Source organism: Kineococcus halophytocola (assembly GCF_041276425.1).
Taxonomy (GTDB): Bacteria; Actinomycetota; Actinomycetes; order Actinomycetales; family Kineococcaceae; genus Kineococcus; species Kineococcus halophytocola.
The window spans coordinates 87,522-101,064 of the sequence record NZ_JBGFTU010000001.1; the positions used below are offsets into that span (position 1 = coordinate 87,522).

A 13,543-nucleotide genomic window follows, 5' to 3' on the forward strand; every position below is an offset into this window, starting at 1 on the left:
TGGGCGGACGGGAGGGTGCGGTGGCTGTTCGGCGGGCTGCCCGGCCGGTGTCGGGACGGGCGGCGGGACGGGTGGCGGGGTGGGCGACCCACGTCGGCTGGCCCGTCGGGGTGGCCCTCGTCGTCGCCGCCCTGGGCCTGCTGGCCCGGTCGGCCGGGCTGCAGGCCCACCTCGTCCCGGCCACCGTCGGCGGGTTCCTGCTCGGCGTCCAGGCCACCCCGCGGATGCGGGTCCACGCCGGCCCCTGGGACCCCAGCCCGTGGGACCCGTGGCCGCTGCTCGTCTCGTGCGCCCTCATCGGCACCGTCCTGACCTGCCTCGGGCTCGGCGTCGTCGTCCCCGGGGCCTGCGCCGCGGCGGGCGTCTACGGCGTCCTGACGGTCCCGACCCCGCGGCGGCTGCTCCAGACCGTCGCGTGCGTCGTCGCCAGCTCGGGCCTGGCCTTCGCCGCCCAGGCGCTCGGGTGGGTCGACGGCGTCGTGGGGGTGCTGCCGGGTCTGCTCGTCGGCACCGCCCTGCTCAGCTTCTCCGTCCCCGTCCTGGCCAACGTCGCGGCGTTCTCGCGGCGCGCGCAGGCGACCGCGGCCGCGCTGGAGGCCGAACGGCGCGCGCACGTCGCGGTCCTGGAACGGGCCGCCGCCCACGACACGCTCACCGGTCTGCTCGGGCGGCGCGGGCTGGAGGGACCGCTGCGCCGGGCGGCGGCCACCGCGACCGCGGAGGCGATGACCGCCGTCCTGTACGTCGACCTCGACGGGTTCAAGGCCGTCAACGACACCCACGGCCACCGGGCCGGTGACGAGCTCCTCACCGTCCTCGCCGCGCGGTTGTCCTGCGCCCGGCGCGGACCGGCCGTCGTCGCGCGCACCGGCGGCGACGAGTTCGTGCTCGTCCTCACGGGGCTGACCGAGGCGGCGCAGGCGGCGGTGGTGGCCGCCGGGGTGCGCCACGACCTGGAGCAGGACGTCGTCCTGGCCGACGGGACGGTCGTGTCCGTGGGGGCCAGCACGGGGGTCGCGGTGGCCGCGGGGCCCCGCGACCCCGACGAGCTGCTGTCCGAGGCGGACGCGGCGATGTACGCGCAGAAGCGGAACCGCGCCACCCGCACGGCCTGACGGCGGCGCGGCGCGGTCCCCCCTCGTCTCAGCCGATCCCGTGCGCCTCGCGGTAGGCGGTGGCGTAGGCGAGCTTGCCGGGCTTGTCGTCCTCGTAGGGCCGGCTCAGCTTGCCGAACTCCCCCTTGGTCACGCCCTTGCCGTCGTTCCACACCGCCAGCGCACCCAGCTGCGCGGCCGTCGACCCGTGGTCGACGACCGCGTCCCGGGGCAGGGCGGTCATGGCGCGCGTGACGGACTCCACGGTGGCCAGGTAGCTGTCCCGGTCGGCGCGGTCCCAGGCGGAGAGGTCGACGGGGGCGCTGTCGCGGATCCAGGAACCCCAGGAGAACTCCTGGAACGGCAGGCCGTTCTGCTCGTACCCGATGTCGCGGCTGAAGTACACGAGGCTGCGGTAGGGGTCGTCGGCCATGGTGGCGAGCCCGACCGTGCGGGGGAGCCGGTTCACCGTCACCGGCCGGCCCTGCGGGTCCCGCAGGTAGACCCAGCCCTCGGCCTGCATCCGCTCCCAGAAGGCCGGCGGGGTCAGGGAGCTGAGGTTCGCCACCACCCGCAGGCGCACGTGCAGGTCCAGACCGCCGTCGGGCGTCTCCGCGAAGGAGGTGAGGGTGTGGTGGCCGTCGGTGAGGTACAGGGTGCCGCGGGGGCCGACCACCACGGTCTTCACCGCGGCCAGGCTCTCGGCGGTCTCCGCGCCGACGGGCAGTTCGCAGGTGAAGGACGAGGGGTCGTCCAACCGTGCGCCGGGCTGCACGTCCTCGGCGGCCAGGCGGCCGTCGGCCTCGCACCAGTCGTCGAACTTCTTGTTCACGGCGTCCTTGCCCAGGGTGTACCGACCGAGTTTGTAGAAGACCTGGTCGTACCCGACGGACGGCTGGGTGGGGTGGACGTCCCCGATGCGGACGTCGAGGAGGTCCCCGGGCTGCGCGCACAGGTTCTCGGAACCCGGTGAGCGCCGCTGGTCGTGGCCGCAGAAGACGGGACGTTCACCGGGACGACCGGGGGCGGCCGAGGCCGGGGCCAGCAGACCCACCCCGGTACCCAGGGCGAGGACGGCCGCGGCGAGGACGCGGGCGGGACGGAGGGGGGAGAGGGGCATGGTGCGGCAGCTCCTGCGGTCGGGGACGGTGTGCGCAGCGTCCGGAGACGAGGGAACCGCTCCGGGGACCGGAGGTGACGCGAGCGCGCACCCCGGGTGAACACTGCCGTCCACGCACGGACGCCCGGGACCTGCTCGGTCCCGGGCGTCCGCCGGTCACACCCGCCGTCGGCGCGCGGTCAGGACTCCGCCCCGTCCTGCTCCTGGCGCCCCGTGCCGCGGCCCTGGTCCAGGACGTCGGTGCCGGGGCCGCCGATCAGCACGTCGGCCCCGTTGCCGCCGCTGAGGCGGTCGTCGCCGAACCCGCCGAGCAGGACGTCGTCGCCGTTGCCGCCGGAGATCGTGTCGTCCCCGGCGCCGCCGCAGATGACGTCGTTCCCGTTCCCGCCGGTGATGACGTCGTTCCCGCCCAGGCCCATGATGACGTCGGGTCCGTCGGTGCCGGTGAGCACGTCGTCGCCGTCGGTCCCGCGGATCGTGGGCACCAGGCCGTGGCAGCGCTCGTCGAGGTCGATGCCGACGACGATCGGGTCGTGGTCGCTGGAACGGTAGGGGTCCGGCGCGTACAGGGCCTCGTCACCGGAGTACTGGTAGGCGAAGGACTCCACCGAGTTGATGTTCCAGTGGGCGGCGCCGGTCACCTTCGCCGTCAGTTCCGGGCTGGCCAGCGCGTGGTCCAGGGAACCGGAGAGCGCGTCGAAGACGTAGCTGTACCGGCCCTCGTCGAACCTCGACCCCAGGTCGGTCAGGCCCGCCTCGGTGCGCAGGACCTCGATGGGGTCCTCCTGCGTGTAGGCGTTGAAGTCGCCCAGCGCCACGACGTCCGGGTCACCGGTGCGGGTGCGCAGGTCGGTGAGGAAACCGGCCAGCGACCGCGCCTGCCGGACGCGGTCGCCGGTGTAGGCGCCCTGACCGGTGTCGGTGTTGTCACCGCTCGCCCCGCTGCCGCCCTTGGACTTGAAGTGGTTCGCCACCACGGTGAACGTGTCGCCGTCCTTGACGAACGTCTGCGCGATCGGCTCCCGGGCGTTGAACCAGACGCTCTCGTCGACCAGGCCGACCGGGGCGCCGACCGGCTGCACGATGTCGGTCCGGTAGATGATCGCGTTGCGGATGACGTCGCGGTCCACCGCGTACAACTCCTGCGGCATCGGGACGTAGGCCCACACCTGCGCCCCGGCGGCGGAGTCCAGCCGGCCGACGAGGTCGGCCAGCGCGGTGTCGGCGTTCCCCGGGGTCAGGCCGGTGGAGTCGGTGTCCTCGATCTCCATGAGGGTGACGACGTCCGCGCCCAGCGCGCCGATCGCCGGGACGATCTTGCCCGCCTGCTCCTCGAACTCCGCCGGCGTGCTCGCCCCGCGACCCTGGCCGCCCAGGGTGAGGAAGTAGTTCAGGACGTTGAAGGCGCCGACCTGCACGTCACCGCCGACCGGGCCCGGCGCGGCCGGCCGGGTGTCCTGCGGGGCGAACACGCCGTCGGCGGTGCCGTCGGCCGGCTGCAGGCGCCAGGCGCCGAAACCGAAGCCGAGCACCAGCGGCTCGGTGAACTCCACGACGTCGCCCACCCGCACGGGAGTGGCCGGGCTCAGGTACGGGCGGGTGGTGACGCCGACCCGGGAACTCACGGCGTCGTCCAGGACGATGCTGCGCCGGGCGTTCTCCGCGGCGATCGCGTCCGCGGCGGCGCCGGGGCGGGCCAGTTCGGTCGGCTGCACGAGCACGCCGCCCTCGGACAGGGTCAGTTCCCCGTAGGTCGTGAGGTCGTAGACCTCGCTGACCGTCAGGTCGTCGGCGGGGGCGACGAGCATCCCCTCCAGGCGCTCGCGGGCGGCGTCGTCGGCGGGCAGGTCCAGCACGGCGGGCGCGGGCAGGTCCGCCGCGCTGCCCTCGGCGAGGACCGTGACACCGGAGGGGGCCGAGATCTGCGTCTGCTCGAACTGCTCCTGCACCTGCCCGGTGACGGTGACGGTGTCGCCGAGGTCGACCGGGGCGGGGCTGGCCACGAACACTCCGTCGGAGGTGGCGGGGTCCCCGTCGCCGTCGGGGTCCTGCAGGTAGAACCCGGACAGGCCCGGGGTGTCCCCGACGACGACGCCGGTGACGGTGACCTGCCGGCCGACCAGCGGGCTGCCGGCGCCGGTGCCCTGCACCTCCCCGATCTCCACGGGGTCGGCCGGCGCGGGGGGCTGAGGGCCGGGGTCGGTGGGGGCGGTGGAGTTCACGACGCCGCGGGTGGCGGGCGCGGGACCGGACCACACCAGCGCGTCGGCGGCGGCGTCGTAGGTGCGCTGCAACGACTGCCCGGCCGGTTCGCTACCCGTCTCGGAGACGCCGATGTCGGTGCTGGTCCGCCCGGCGGCCGGACCGTCGGCGGCGGTGAAGGTCCCCTCGTAGGACAGGAACTCCAGCACCTCGGCGCCGCGGACCAGGGCCAGGGCGTCGGGGGAACCGTTCTGGAGGCCGTTGGCCGGGTAGTCGACGACCGCCACGGCGGGGGCGTCGGCGGGGGCGGTGACGGCGGGCAGGGCGTCAGTGCCGTAGACCCCGCCGCCGTTGCCGTTGTAGAGGACGATCGACAGGCCCGCCGAGCTGGTGCCGGCGGGCAGCTGCACCTCGACGAACTCGCCGGTGTCGGTGCCGGCGTTGTCGTAGTGGATCTCGGAGACGAACGGCGCGCTCGGGGCGGCCGCGGAGGCGACGGGCAGACCGAGCGCGGTGAGCGCGGCGCCGGCGACGCCGAGCGCGACGCAGCCGCTGGTCAGGCGCGTCGCGCGGGAACGGGTGGGCATGGGGGTCCTTCCGGACAGGCACGGGAGAGATCCAGAAGGTAACCCGGGGTGACGGGCGCTCGACACCGTCCGGGTGGCCGCGCCGGTTAACTTCGTGTGACATCCGCGTGGCCGGGACAGGGTCCTGACCGGGGACCAGGACCGGGCGGGTACGGGACTGCCCCGGCACGGACCGGTGGGTCGTGCCGGGGCAGCGGGGTCGTGCCGCTCTCCGCGGGATCAGTTCCGGACGCTGATGCGGTCCAGGGCCGGGGCGGCGACGGGGGAGGTGGCGCCGAGGTGGGCGGTGAACGCGTCGAGGTCGATGGGCCCGGTGACCGCGTTCGTGGCGGCGGTCAGCACGCTGAAACCGTCACCACCGCCGGCGAGGAAGTTGTTGACGGTGATGCGGTAGGTGCCCGCGCCGGTGATGGGCTGCCCGGCGATGGCGACGCTGTCGTCGACCACGCGGCTGCCGGTGCAGGGGTCGGCCCCCGTGGCGGCGGTGGTGCCGGCGGGGTCCACGGTGTAGGTGAGGGTCGCGGAGGGGTAGAGGGTCCGACCCACCTGGAACTGCTGCTCGAGCAGGCACTGCACCTGCGTGCCGGTGAGGTCGAGGGTGACGAGGTTGTTGGCGAAGGGCTGCACGGTGAACGCGTCCTCGTAGGTGACCGGGCCCGCGCCGAGGTCGGCCCGGACCCCGCCGGGGTTCATCAACGCCGCCACGGCGCCCGCCTCGTCGTCGGTGGCGGCCAGTTGCGCGTCGGCGATCACGTTGCCCAGCGTCGACTCCCCGAGGGCGAACACCGGCGCACCCGTGCTGGAGGTGCCGGTGGGGAACAGCTGTTCCTGGGCCCGGGTGAGGTCCTGGGCGGCGGTCCCGACCTGGGCGGTGGCGATGGGGCCCAGCGCGGTGCGGTAGCGCTCGATGAGCGCGGTCTGCGCCGGGTCCGCCGGCACGTCGCGGGTGACGACGACGTTCTCGGCGGACGCGGAGGTGACGTCGCCGGTGCGCCGGTCGATGGACAGGTCGATGTCCGTGACCAGCCGCCCGAAGGAGCTCGCGCTGGTGACGAGCTTGCCGTCGATCTCGCAGTTGTACGCCTGGTGGGTGTGGCCGCTGACGACGACGTCGATGGCGTCGCTCATGCCCTCGGCGATGTCCACGATCGGCCCGGTCAGGCCGTGGCAGCCGTTGACGTCCCAGGCGTCCGGGCCGGTCTGCTGACCGCCCTGGTGCAGCAGGACCACGATGGACTCCACGCCCCGGGCCTGCAGCTCACCGGCGTAGCGGTTGGCGGTGGCGATCTCGTCGGCGAACCCGAGACCGGCGACGCCCTGCTGGCTGACGATGTCCCCGGTGCCTTCCAGGGTCATGCCGATGAAGCCGATCTCCACGCCCTGCACCTGGTGGATCGCGTACGGGGGCAGCAGCGGCTGCCCGGTGTCGGTGACGAAGGCGTTGGCGGAGAGGTACTGGAAGTCCGCACCGGCGTAGGGGGTGCCGTCGGCGCAGCCGTCGACGGGGTGGCAGCCGCCGTTCTGGATGCGCAGCAGTTCCTGGGCGCCCTCGTCGAACTCGTGGTTGCCGACGCTGGCGTAGTCCAGACCGGCCAGGCCGAGGGCCTCGATGCTCGGTTCGTCGTGGAAGGCCGCCGACAGCAGGGGGGAGGCGCCGATGAGGTCACCGGCGGCGACGGTGATGGTGTTCTGCTTCTTCTGCTGCGCGGCGAGGTCGCGCAGCTGGGTGGCCAGGTGCTCCACCCCGCCGGCGTCGACGGTGACCGCGGTGCCGTCGGCGTTCACACCGGTCTGGATGCGGCCGCTGGATCCGGTCGGGGTTTCGAGGTTGCCGTGGAAGTCGTTCAGCGCGAGCAGCTGCACCTGCACCGGCGGTGGCCCGGCGGGTCGTCCGCGGCCGGTGTCGGTGGTGGGGTGGGCGGCGGCGGTCAGCGCGCCGGCGGCCAGCGTCGCGACGCCGGCCAGGGCGAGGCGACGCAGGGGGGATTTCATCACGACGGCTCCTGGGGCAGGTGGGGACCGGTGGCGTCCCCCGGTGAGGACGCTGTGGAGGATCATGCCGCCCGCTGTCAGCCGCTCGCCGCCGGCAGGTGAACGCCCGGTGAGCGGGAGGTGACGCTTCCACTCCCCGTCCGTCAGGTGGTCGCGGCGACGGCTCCCTCCGCGGGGTGTTCCTCCGTGCTGCGGGAGTTCGTCAGGGAGGTGGCCCCCAGCCCGGCGACGACCCCCACGACGACGGCCAGCACGGTGAACGCGATGCGCTCGCCGTGGAAGAACGACTGGACGAGGTCGGAGCTCCACGTCCCCGCCGGCAGGGTGGCGGTGACGAGGGCGGCGATGAGGGTCCCGACGACCGCGGTCCCGACGCTGGTCCCCACCTCCTGCGCGGTGTCGTTGAGCGAGGCCGCCAGCGAGGTGCGGTTCTCCGGGGCGGCGCTCACGAGGGCGACGGCGCAGATCGTCATGACCGTCCGCAGGCCGACGGTCAGCACGACCAGGCAGACGGCGATCACGGGGTACCCGTGGTCCACGCCGACGGCGAGACCGGCCAGGGCGGCGGTCAGGAACCCGGCGCCGACGAGGCAGGCGGTGCGGTGACCGAGGCGGCGGGCGAGCGCCTCCGAGACCGGCGTCGCGGCGATCATCGTCAGGATCAGCGGCAGGTTCGCCAGCCCGGCGCGCACCGGGCTCCAGCCGTAGGCGAACTGGAAGTGCAGGATGAGGCTGAACATCACCGCGGCCATGGCGATGGAGGTGCCGACCTGCGCCACGGCGGCACCGCGGACGGTCCCGTCGCGGAACAGGGCGAGGTCCAGCATCGGCTGGGCGGCGGTCCGCTCACGGCGGACGAACCCGGCCAGCGCCAGCACCGCACCCAGGGCCGAGCCGATCGTGGCGAGCGAGGTCCAGCCGTGCTCGACGCCGCTGGTCAGGGCGTAGCAGGCGAACCCGATCGTGGCGGTGGACAGGGCCGCTCCGGGCAGGTCCAGGGCGTCGCCGGTGAGGTCGGCGCGGCGGTCGGCGGGGACGCCGAGGCGCACGCCGATCACGGCGACCAGGGCGATGGGGGCGTTGACGAGGAGCAGCCACTCCCAGCCGACGTGGGCCAGGGCGGTGCCGCCCAGCAACGGGCCGAGGACGAAACCGCTCATGCCCACGACGATCATCACCGTCATGGCGCGCATGCGCAGCGCCTCGTCCTCGAAGAGGCGGAACACCAGGGAGTTCGTGATCGGCGCCATGGCCGCGGCGGCGACGCCGAGGGCGGCGCGCAGGGCGATGAGCTCACCGGGGGTCGTCACGACCGCGGCGAACAGGCTCATCGCGCCGAAGACGGTCAGCCCGAGGATCAGGACGCGCCGCCGGCCGAACCGGTCCGCGGCCGAGCCGGCGGTCAGGAGCAGCCCGCCGAAGGTGAGGGAGTAGGCGCCGGTGACCCACTGCAGCGCGGTGGTTCCGCTGCCGAGGTCCCGGCCGATGGTCGGCAGCGCGATGGTCAGCAGCGTGTTGTCGACCATCTCGACGAAGAAGGCCAGGCACAGCGCGAGCAGCGGGATCCACGCCGCGCGCAGCGACGGGTAGGCCCTGGGCGTCGGCGCAGGCGTCGGGGTGGTCTCCGGGGTGGTCTCCGGGGTGGTCTCCGGGGTGGGGTGCACGGCGTCTCTCCTCTCGGGGGTGGCCGTTCGGTATCGAACGACGTTCGGTAATATAGAACGACGTTCGGTCGGTTGTCGAGGGTGTGGTGGGATGGGTGCATGGCGGATGCGCGGACCACCCCCCGAGGCCGACCCGGGGAGGGGCGCCGCACCGGCGGCGCCCGTGCGGCCCGTGGAACCCGTCAGCGCGCCTCGCACTCCCTGGAGGCCGTCGTCGGCGAGGCCGTCGCGCTGCTCGACGAGGCGGGGGAGTCGGCGCTGACCTTCCGCGCGCTGGCGGCCCGCCTCGGCGGCGGGGTCGGCAGCATCTACTGGTACGTCTCGAGCAAGGACGAGCTCCTGGACCTCGCCGGCGACCACGTCATCGCCTCCGTGCTGGCGGCCACCGAGGGCCGCACCGGGGCCGAGGACCCCCTCGACGACGTGCGGGCCACCGCCGTCGCCTTCTTCGACGCCGTCGTCGTCCGTCCCTGGCTGGGGGCGCGCTTCCTCGGCAACACCGAGCAGCAGCCCAACGGGATGCGCCTGTACGAGCGCCTCGGCCAGCAGGTCATGCGCCTGGGGATGCCGCCCCGGCAGAGCTTCGAGGCCGTCTCGGCGGTCCTGGGCTTCGTCGTGGGGACCGCCGCGGACCTCGGCCGGCAGTCGACCGCGCACGGCCTCGACCGCGACGGCGACCTCGCGCGGCACGTCGAGCAGTGGCGGTCCCTGGACGAACGGGAGTTCCCCTTCGTCCACTTCGTCCTCGGGGAGTTCGCGACCCACGACGACGGGGAGCAGTTCCGCGCCGGCCTGGACCTCCTGCTGGCCGGGCTGCGGTTGCAGGCCCGCGGCTGAGCGGTCTCAGCCGGGGGTTCCCGCGAGGTCGACCTCGTCGCTCGTCACGGCCTCCGCGACCCGCCCCGGGGCGCGCTGGAAGCTCCAGCACAGGTTCGTGTGCGCGACGACCTGCTCCGGCGGCGGGGCGCCCCACGCCGACAGGTCCTCGGTCGTGTGCGCGTCGGTCACGAGCGTGACGTCGTAACCGCGCGTGAAGCCGCCGTGCAGGGTCGAGCGGATGCAGGCGTCGGTCTGCGCGCCCGCGACGACGAGCCGGCCCACGCCGCGCGCGGCGAGCACGTCCTCGAGGTCGGTGTCCTCGAAGGAGTCGCCGTACGTCTTGTGCACCACCGGTTCGCCCTCGGCCGCGACGAGCTCGGGCACGTACCGCCACGCATCGCTGCCCCGCGGCAGCTCCTCGCTGGAGTGCTGCACCCACACGACCGGGACGCCGGCCGCGCGGGCCCGCTCCACCAGCCCGGCGACGGTCGTGACCACGCGGTCGGCCTCGACGCTGGCGGCCATGACGCCGCGCTGCACGTCGATCACCAGCAGGGCCGAGCCGGGGCGGTCGGTGAGGGTGGTCATGCGGCAGACCCTAGGGGCCGGCTCCGACGCGGGGGAGGTGTGCAAGGTTTCGCCGCGTGGGGCGTCCAAGGGGTGTGAGAACAGCAGGAGCGGCCGTGCCACCGGTCGCCGAGACGGCGGACGACGCGTACCGCGCGCTGTTCGTCCGCCACTTCCGCCCGACGGTCCGCCTCGCGCAGCTCCTCGGCGCCGACGACGCCGAGGACGTGGCGCAGGAGGCGTTCGTGCGCCTGCACCAGCACGGGAACCGCCTGCGTGACCCCGCCGCGACGCTCGCCCACGTGCGCCGGACGACGGTGAACCTCGTGAACTCCCGGCTGCGCCACCTGCGCGTCGTCCGTCGTACGCCCGGCGACGTGCCACGGACCGAGGCGTCGGCCGAGGACGCGGTCGTGGCCGCGGCCCGCGTCGACGAGCTGCTGGTCGCGGTCCGACGCCTCCCGGCCCGCCAGCGGGAGGCCCTCGTCCTGCGCTACTGGCTCGACCTGCCCGTCGCCGAGGTGGCCGACGCCCTCGACGTCCCCGTCGGCACCGCCGCGTCGGCCATCTCCCGGGCCCAGCGGGCCCTCGCCGCCGTCCTCGAGGAGCGCTCGTGAACCCCGCCGACCTGCAGCGACGTCTCGACTCCGCCGCCCTCGCCCCGGAGGAGGCGACGAACGCCGACTGGGCGCGCAACGTCGCCCTCGTGCGCAGCCGAACCCGGCAGCGCCGAGTGCGCGGTGTCGTCGTCGCCGCACTCGCCGCTGCGGCGGCTGTCGTCGTCGCGGTGACCTGGCAGCCCGCTGGGCCGGTCGTCCGGGTCGAGCCGGCGGCGCCCGACCCGACCGCGCCTCGCCTCGTGGCACCCGGGACGCTCTCGTCCGTGGCCCAGACCTGCGCCCGTACGGTCGGGGAGGACGACGACGTCACTCCCGTGTTCGGCGGGCGGACCGATGCCGTGGAGGCGGTCCTCTACCGCTTGCAGGACGGCCGGCTTCACTTCTGCTCGCGGCTGGGGGGAGCTCTCGTGGACGGTCCCGTCGCTCCGAACGGGACGGCCGCCGGTCCCGTGCGGAACTCCGCGATGGGGGGGACCACGGTCACGGAGGCAGGCGACACGATGGTCTCCGCCTTCGGGTTCCTCCCGCCCACCGCGACCCGGGTCGTCGTGAGCGCCCCGGGCCGGTCCGCCGTCGCACTGACGTCCGGCGGCTACTGGTGGACCACGTTGCTCGTGGGACGCGACCAGTTCGCCGACGTCACCTGGACGGCGACCGACGCCTCCGGCTCCGTGGTCGCCGAGGGCGGCCTGTCCTGAGGGCAGGATGACCCGGTGACCCACCGCGCCTCCCGCGCCGTCCACGCCGTGCTGGGGCTGGTCGTCCTCGCCGCCTTCTGCGCCCAGGTCGTCCTGCTCCTGGGCGGGGGTGCCGACGCGAACTCCGGGCAGGCCGAGCCGGTGCCCGTCGTGGCCCGGTTCGTCCGCTTCCTCAGCTACTTCACCTCCCAGAGCAACCTCCTCGTCCTGCTCGCGGCGGTCTCGCTGGTCCTGGACCCGGCCCGTGACGGACGCCTGTGGCGGGTGGTCCGCCTCGACGCCCTGCTGGGCATCACGGTGACGGGGCTGGTCTTCGGGGCCGTCCTGGCCCCCTACGTCCACCCGACGGGCCTGGCGTGGTGGGTCAACGCCGGGTTCCACTACGTCTCACCCGTCCTGGCCGTCCTGAGCTGGGTGCTGTTCGGGCCGCGGCCGCGCATCGACGGCCGGACGTTCGCGTGGGCGTTCGCCTGGCCCGTCGGCTGGACGGTCATCACGCTCGTCCGCGGGTCCGTGACCGGCTGGTACCCCTACCCCTTCCTGGACGCCGGGGCTCTCGGGTACGGCACCGCGCTGCGCAACGTCGGGTTCGTCGTCCTGCTGTCGGTGGCGCTGCTGAGCCTGTTCCGGGTGCTGGACCACCGCCTGCGCCCGCGCCCGGGGGCCGTGGCGCCGCGTTCCTGAGCACCGCGGGAGGGGCCCCGCGCACCGGTTCCCGTCCCGTCCGGGCCAGGCCCTTGACCGCTCCGAAGTCCCCGGCCTACTGTGCAGCAAACTGATATACCAGTTCCGAACGCAGACGTGGAGGTTGGCGTGACTCTGGAGCTCGATCAGACCTCGGCCCCGACCGGTGACCCGGTCCTGTCCGGTCGCCTCGCCGACGTCGACCCCGACGTCGCGGCGGCCATCGCCGCGGAGCTGCACCGGCAGCAGTCGACCCTGGAGATGATCGCCAGCGAGAACTTCGCTCCGCTGGCCGTCATGGAGGCCCAGGGCTCGGTCCTGACGAACAAGTACGCCGAGGGCTACCCCGGACGCCGCTACTACGGCGGCTGCGAGAACGTCGACGTCATCGAGCAGCTCGCGATCGACCGCCTCAAGGCGCTGTTCGGCGCCGAGTACGCCAACGTCCAGCCGCACTCCGGCGCCCAGGCCAACGCCGCCGTCATGGCCGCGCTGCTGACCCCGGGCGACCGGATCCTCGGGCTCGACCTCGCCCACGGCGGGCACCTGTCGCACGGCATGAAGCTGAACTTCTCCGGCAAGCTCTACGACGTCGCCGCCTACCACGTCCGCGAGGACGACCACCGCGTCGACATGGACGAGGTCGAGCGCCTGGCCCGCGAGCACCGCCCGAAGCTGATCATCGCCGGCTGGTCGGCCTACCCGCGCCACCTCGACTTCGCCCGGTTCCGCGAGATCGCCGACGAGGTCGGCGCCTACCTCATGGTCGACATGGCCCACTTCGCCGGCCTCGTGGCGGCCGGGCTGCACCCCTCGCCGGTGCCGCACGCCCACGTCGTGACCTCCACGACGCACAAGACCCTCGGCGGTCCCCGCGGCGGTGTCATCCTCGCCACCGCCGAACTGGCCAGGAAGTTCAACTCCTCGGTCTTCCCCGGCCAGCAGGGCGGGCCCCTGGAGCACGTCATCGCCGGCAAGGCGGTCGCCTTCAAGCTCGCCGCCGAACCCGCCTTCGCCGACCGCCAGCGCCGCACGCTGGCCGGGGCGGCGGCCATCGCCGACCGCCTCACCGCCCCGGACTCGCGCGAGGCCGGCGTCGCCGTCGTCAGCGGCGGGACCGACGTCCACCTCGTCCTGGTCGACCTGCGCGCCTCCACCCTCGACGGCCAGCAGGCCGAGGACCGGCTGCACGAGATCGGGATCACCGTCAACCGCAACGCCGTCCCGTTCGACCCGCGCCCGCCGATGGTCAGCTCCGGGGTCCGCATCGGCACCTCCGCCCTGGCCGCCCGCGGTTTCGGCGACGAGGACTTCGCCGAGGTGGCCGAGATCATCGCCACCGCCCTGCGACCGGAGACCGACACCCTCGGCCTCATCGGGCTGCGCCAGCGCGTCACGGCGCCCGCCGCCCGCCACCCGCTCTACCCGACCCTGTCCGGCCCCCTTCCCACCCCCGCACAGGAGGCGAACCGGTGACCACCGTCGACGCGTTCTCG

The 13,543-nt window shown here is 74.2% G+C and carries 11 protein-coding genes; 6 read left to right on the forward strand and 5 right to left on the reverse strand.

The window, feature by feature from the left end; all coding sequences use genetic code 11:
• Window positions 1–20: 20 nt before the first annotated feature.
• On the forward strand, window positions 21–1,115 hold the full coding sequence (locus AB2L27_RS00480) for a GGDEF domain-containing protein (RefSeq protein WP_370439490.1): 1,095 nt from the start codon (window positions 21–23) through the stop codon (window positions 1,113–1,115).
• Between the two features lie 28 nt (window positions 1,116–1,143).
• Here the strand turns inward: AB2L27_RS00480 and AB2L27_RS00485 are convergent, their stop codons facing one another.
• From AB2L27_RS00485 to AB2L27_RS00500, 4 genes are all read right to left on the reverse strand, one after another.
• Window positions 1,144–2,214, reverse strand: coding sequence for a ParB/Srx family N-terminal domain-containing protein (locus AB2L27_RS00485; RefSeq protein ID WP_370439491.1), 1,071 nt, complete (start codon window positions 2,212–2,214; stop codon window positions 1,144–1,146).
• Between the two features lie 179 nt (window positions 2,215–2,393).
• The gene (locus tag AB2L27_RS00490) at window positions 2,394–5,003 is read right to left on the reverse strand and encodes an ExeM/NucH family extracellular endonuclease (RefSeq protein ID WP_370439492.1); all 2,610 of its coding nucleotides are present in this window, start codon (window positions 5,001–5,003) and stop codon (window positions 2,394–2,396) included.
• 219 nt (window positions 5,004–5,222) lie between these two features.
• Entirely contained in the window at window positions 5,223–6,995 is a 1,773-nt protein-coding gene (locus AB2L27_RS00495; protein WP_370439493.1) for a bifunctional metallophosphatase/5'-nucleotidase, read from the reverse strand.
• Between the two features lie 143 nt (window positions 6,996–7,138).
• The gene (locus AB2L27_RS00500) at window positions 7,139–8,575 is read right to left on the reverse strand and encodes an MFS transporter (protein WP_370439729.1); all 1,437 of its coding nucleotides are present in this window, start codon (window positions 8,573–8,575) and stop codon (window positions 7,139–7,141) included.
• A 183-nt stretch (window positions 8,576–8,758) separates the two neighbouring features.
• Here AB2L27_RS00500 and AB2L27_RS00505 point away from each other — a divergent pair, with 183 nt between their 5' ends.
• Window positions 8,759–9,496 carry a TetR/AcrR family transcriptional regulator gene (locus AB2L27_RS00505; protein ID WP_370439494.1) on the forward strand — a complete coding sequence of 246 codons (738 nt, stop codon included), beginning with the start codon at window positions 8,759–8,761 and terminating at the stop codon, window positions 9,494–9,496.
• A gap of 6 nt (window positions 9,497–9,502) precedes the next feature.
• Here the strand turns inward: AB2L27_RS00505 and AB2L27_RS00510 are convergent, their stop codons facing one another.
• Complete coding sequence (locus tag AB2L27_RS00510) at window positions 9,503–10,066, reverse strand: isochorismatase family protein (protein ID WP_370439495.1); 564 nt, start codon at window positions 10,064–10,066, stop codon at window positions 9,503–9,505.
• Between the two features lie 95 nt (window positions 10,067–10,161).
• Here AB2L27_RS00510 and AB2L27_RS00515 point away from each other — a divergent pair, with 95 nt between their 5' ends.
• From AB2L27_RS00515 to glyA, 4 genes are all read left to right on the forward strand, one after another.
• Window positions 10,162–10,662, forward strand: coding sequence for an RNA polymerase sigma factor (locus AB2L27_RS00515; protein WP_370439496.1), 501 nt, complete (start codon window positions 10,162–10,164; stop codon window positions 10,660–10,662).
• Window positions 10,659–11,363, forward strand: a complete 705-nt coding sequence (locus tag AB2L27_RS00520; RefSeq protein WP_370439497.1) for a hypothetical protein — start codon at window positions 10,659–10,661, stop codon at window positions 11,361–11,363. Before AB2L27_RS00515 ends, AB2L27_RS00520 begins: the two co-directional genes overlap by 4 nt.
• Window positions 11,364–11,378: 15 nt before the next feature.
• Window positions 11,379–12,047 carry a Pr6Pr family membrane protein gene (locus tag AB2L27_RS00525; protein ID WP_370439498.1) on the forward strand — a complete coding sequence of 223 codons (669 nt, stop codon included), beginning with the start codon at window positions 11,379–11,381 and terminating at the stop codon, window positions 12,045–12,047.
• Window positions 12,048–12,182: 135 nt separating this feature from the next.
• A complete protein-coding gene (gene glyA / locus AB2L27_RS00530) occupies window positions 12,183–13,523 on the forward strand; it encodes a serine hydroxymethyltransferase (RefSeq protein WP_370439730.1) in 1,341 nt (446 codons plus the stop codon).
• Window positions 13,524–13,543: the final 20 nt, after the last annotated feature.

Coding starts and splice junctions, on each gene's coding strand:
- AB2L27_RS00485 (WP_370439491.1), bottom strand. CDS start 2,214: ATGCCCCTCTCCCCCCTCCGTCCCGCCCGCGTCCTCGCCGCGGCCGTC.
- AB2L27_RS00490 (WP_370439492.1), bottom strand. CDS start 5,003: ATGCCCACCCGTTCCCGCGCGACGCGCCTGACCAGCGGCTGCGTCGCG.
- AB2L27_RS00495 (WP_370439493.1), bottom strand. CDS start 6,995: ATGAAATCCCCCCTGCGTCGCCTCGCCCTGGCCGGCGTCGCGACGCTG.
- AB2L27_RS00505 (WP_370439494.1), top strand. CDS start 8,759: ATGGCGGATGCGCGGACCACCCCCCGAGGCCGACCCGGGGAGGGGCGC.
- AB2L27_RS00510 (WP_370439495.1), bottom strand. CDS start 10,066: ATGACCACCCTCACCGACCGCCCCGGCTCGGCCCTGCTGGTGATCGAC.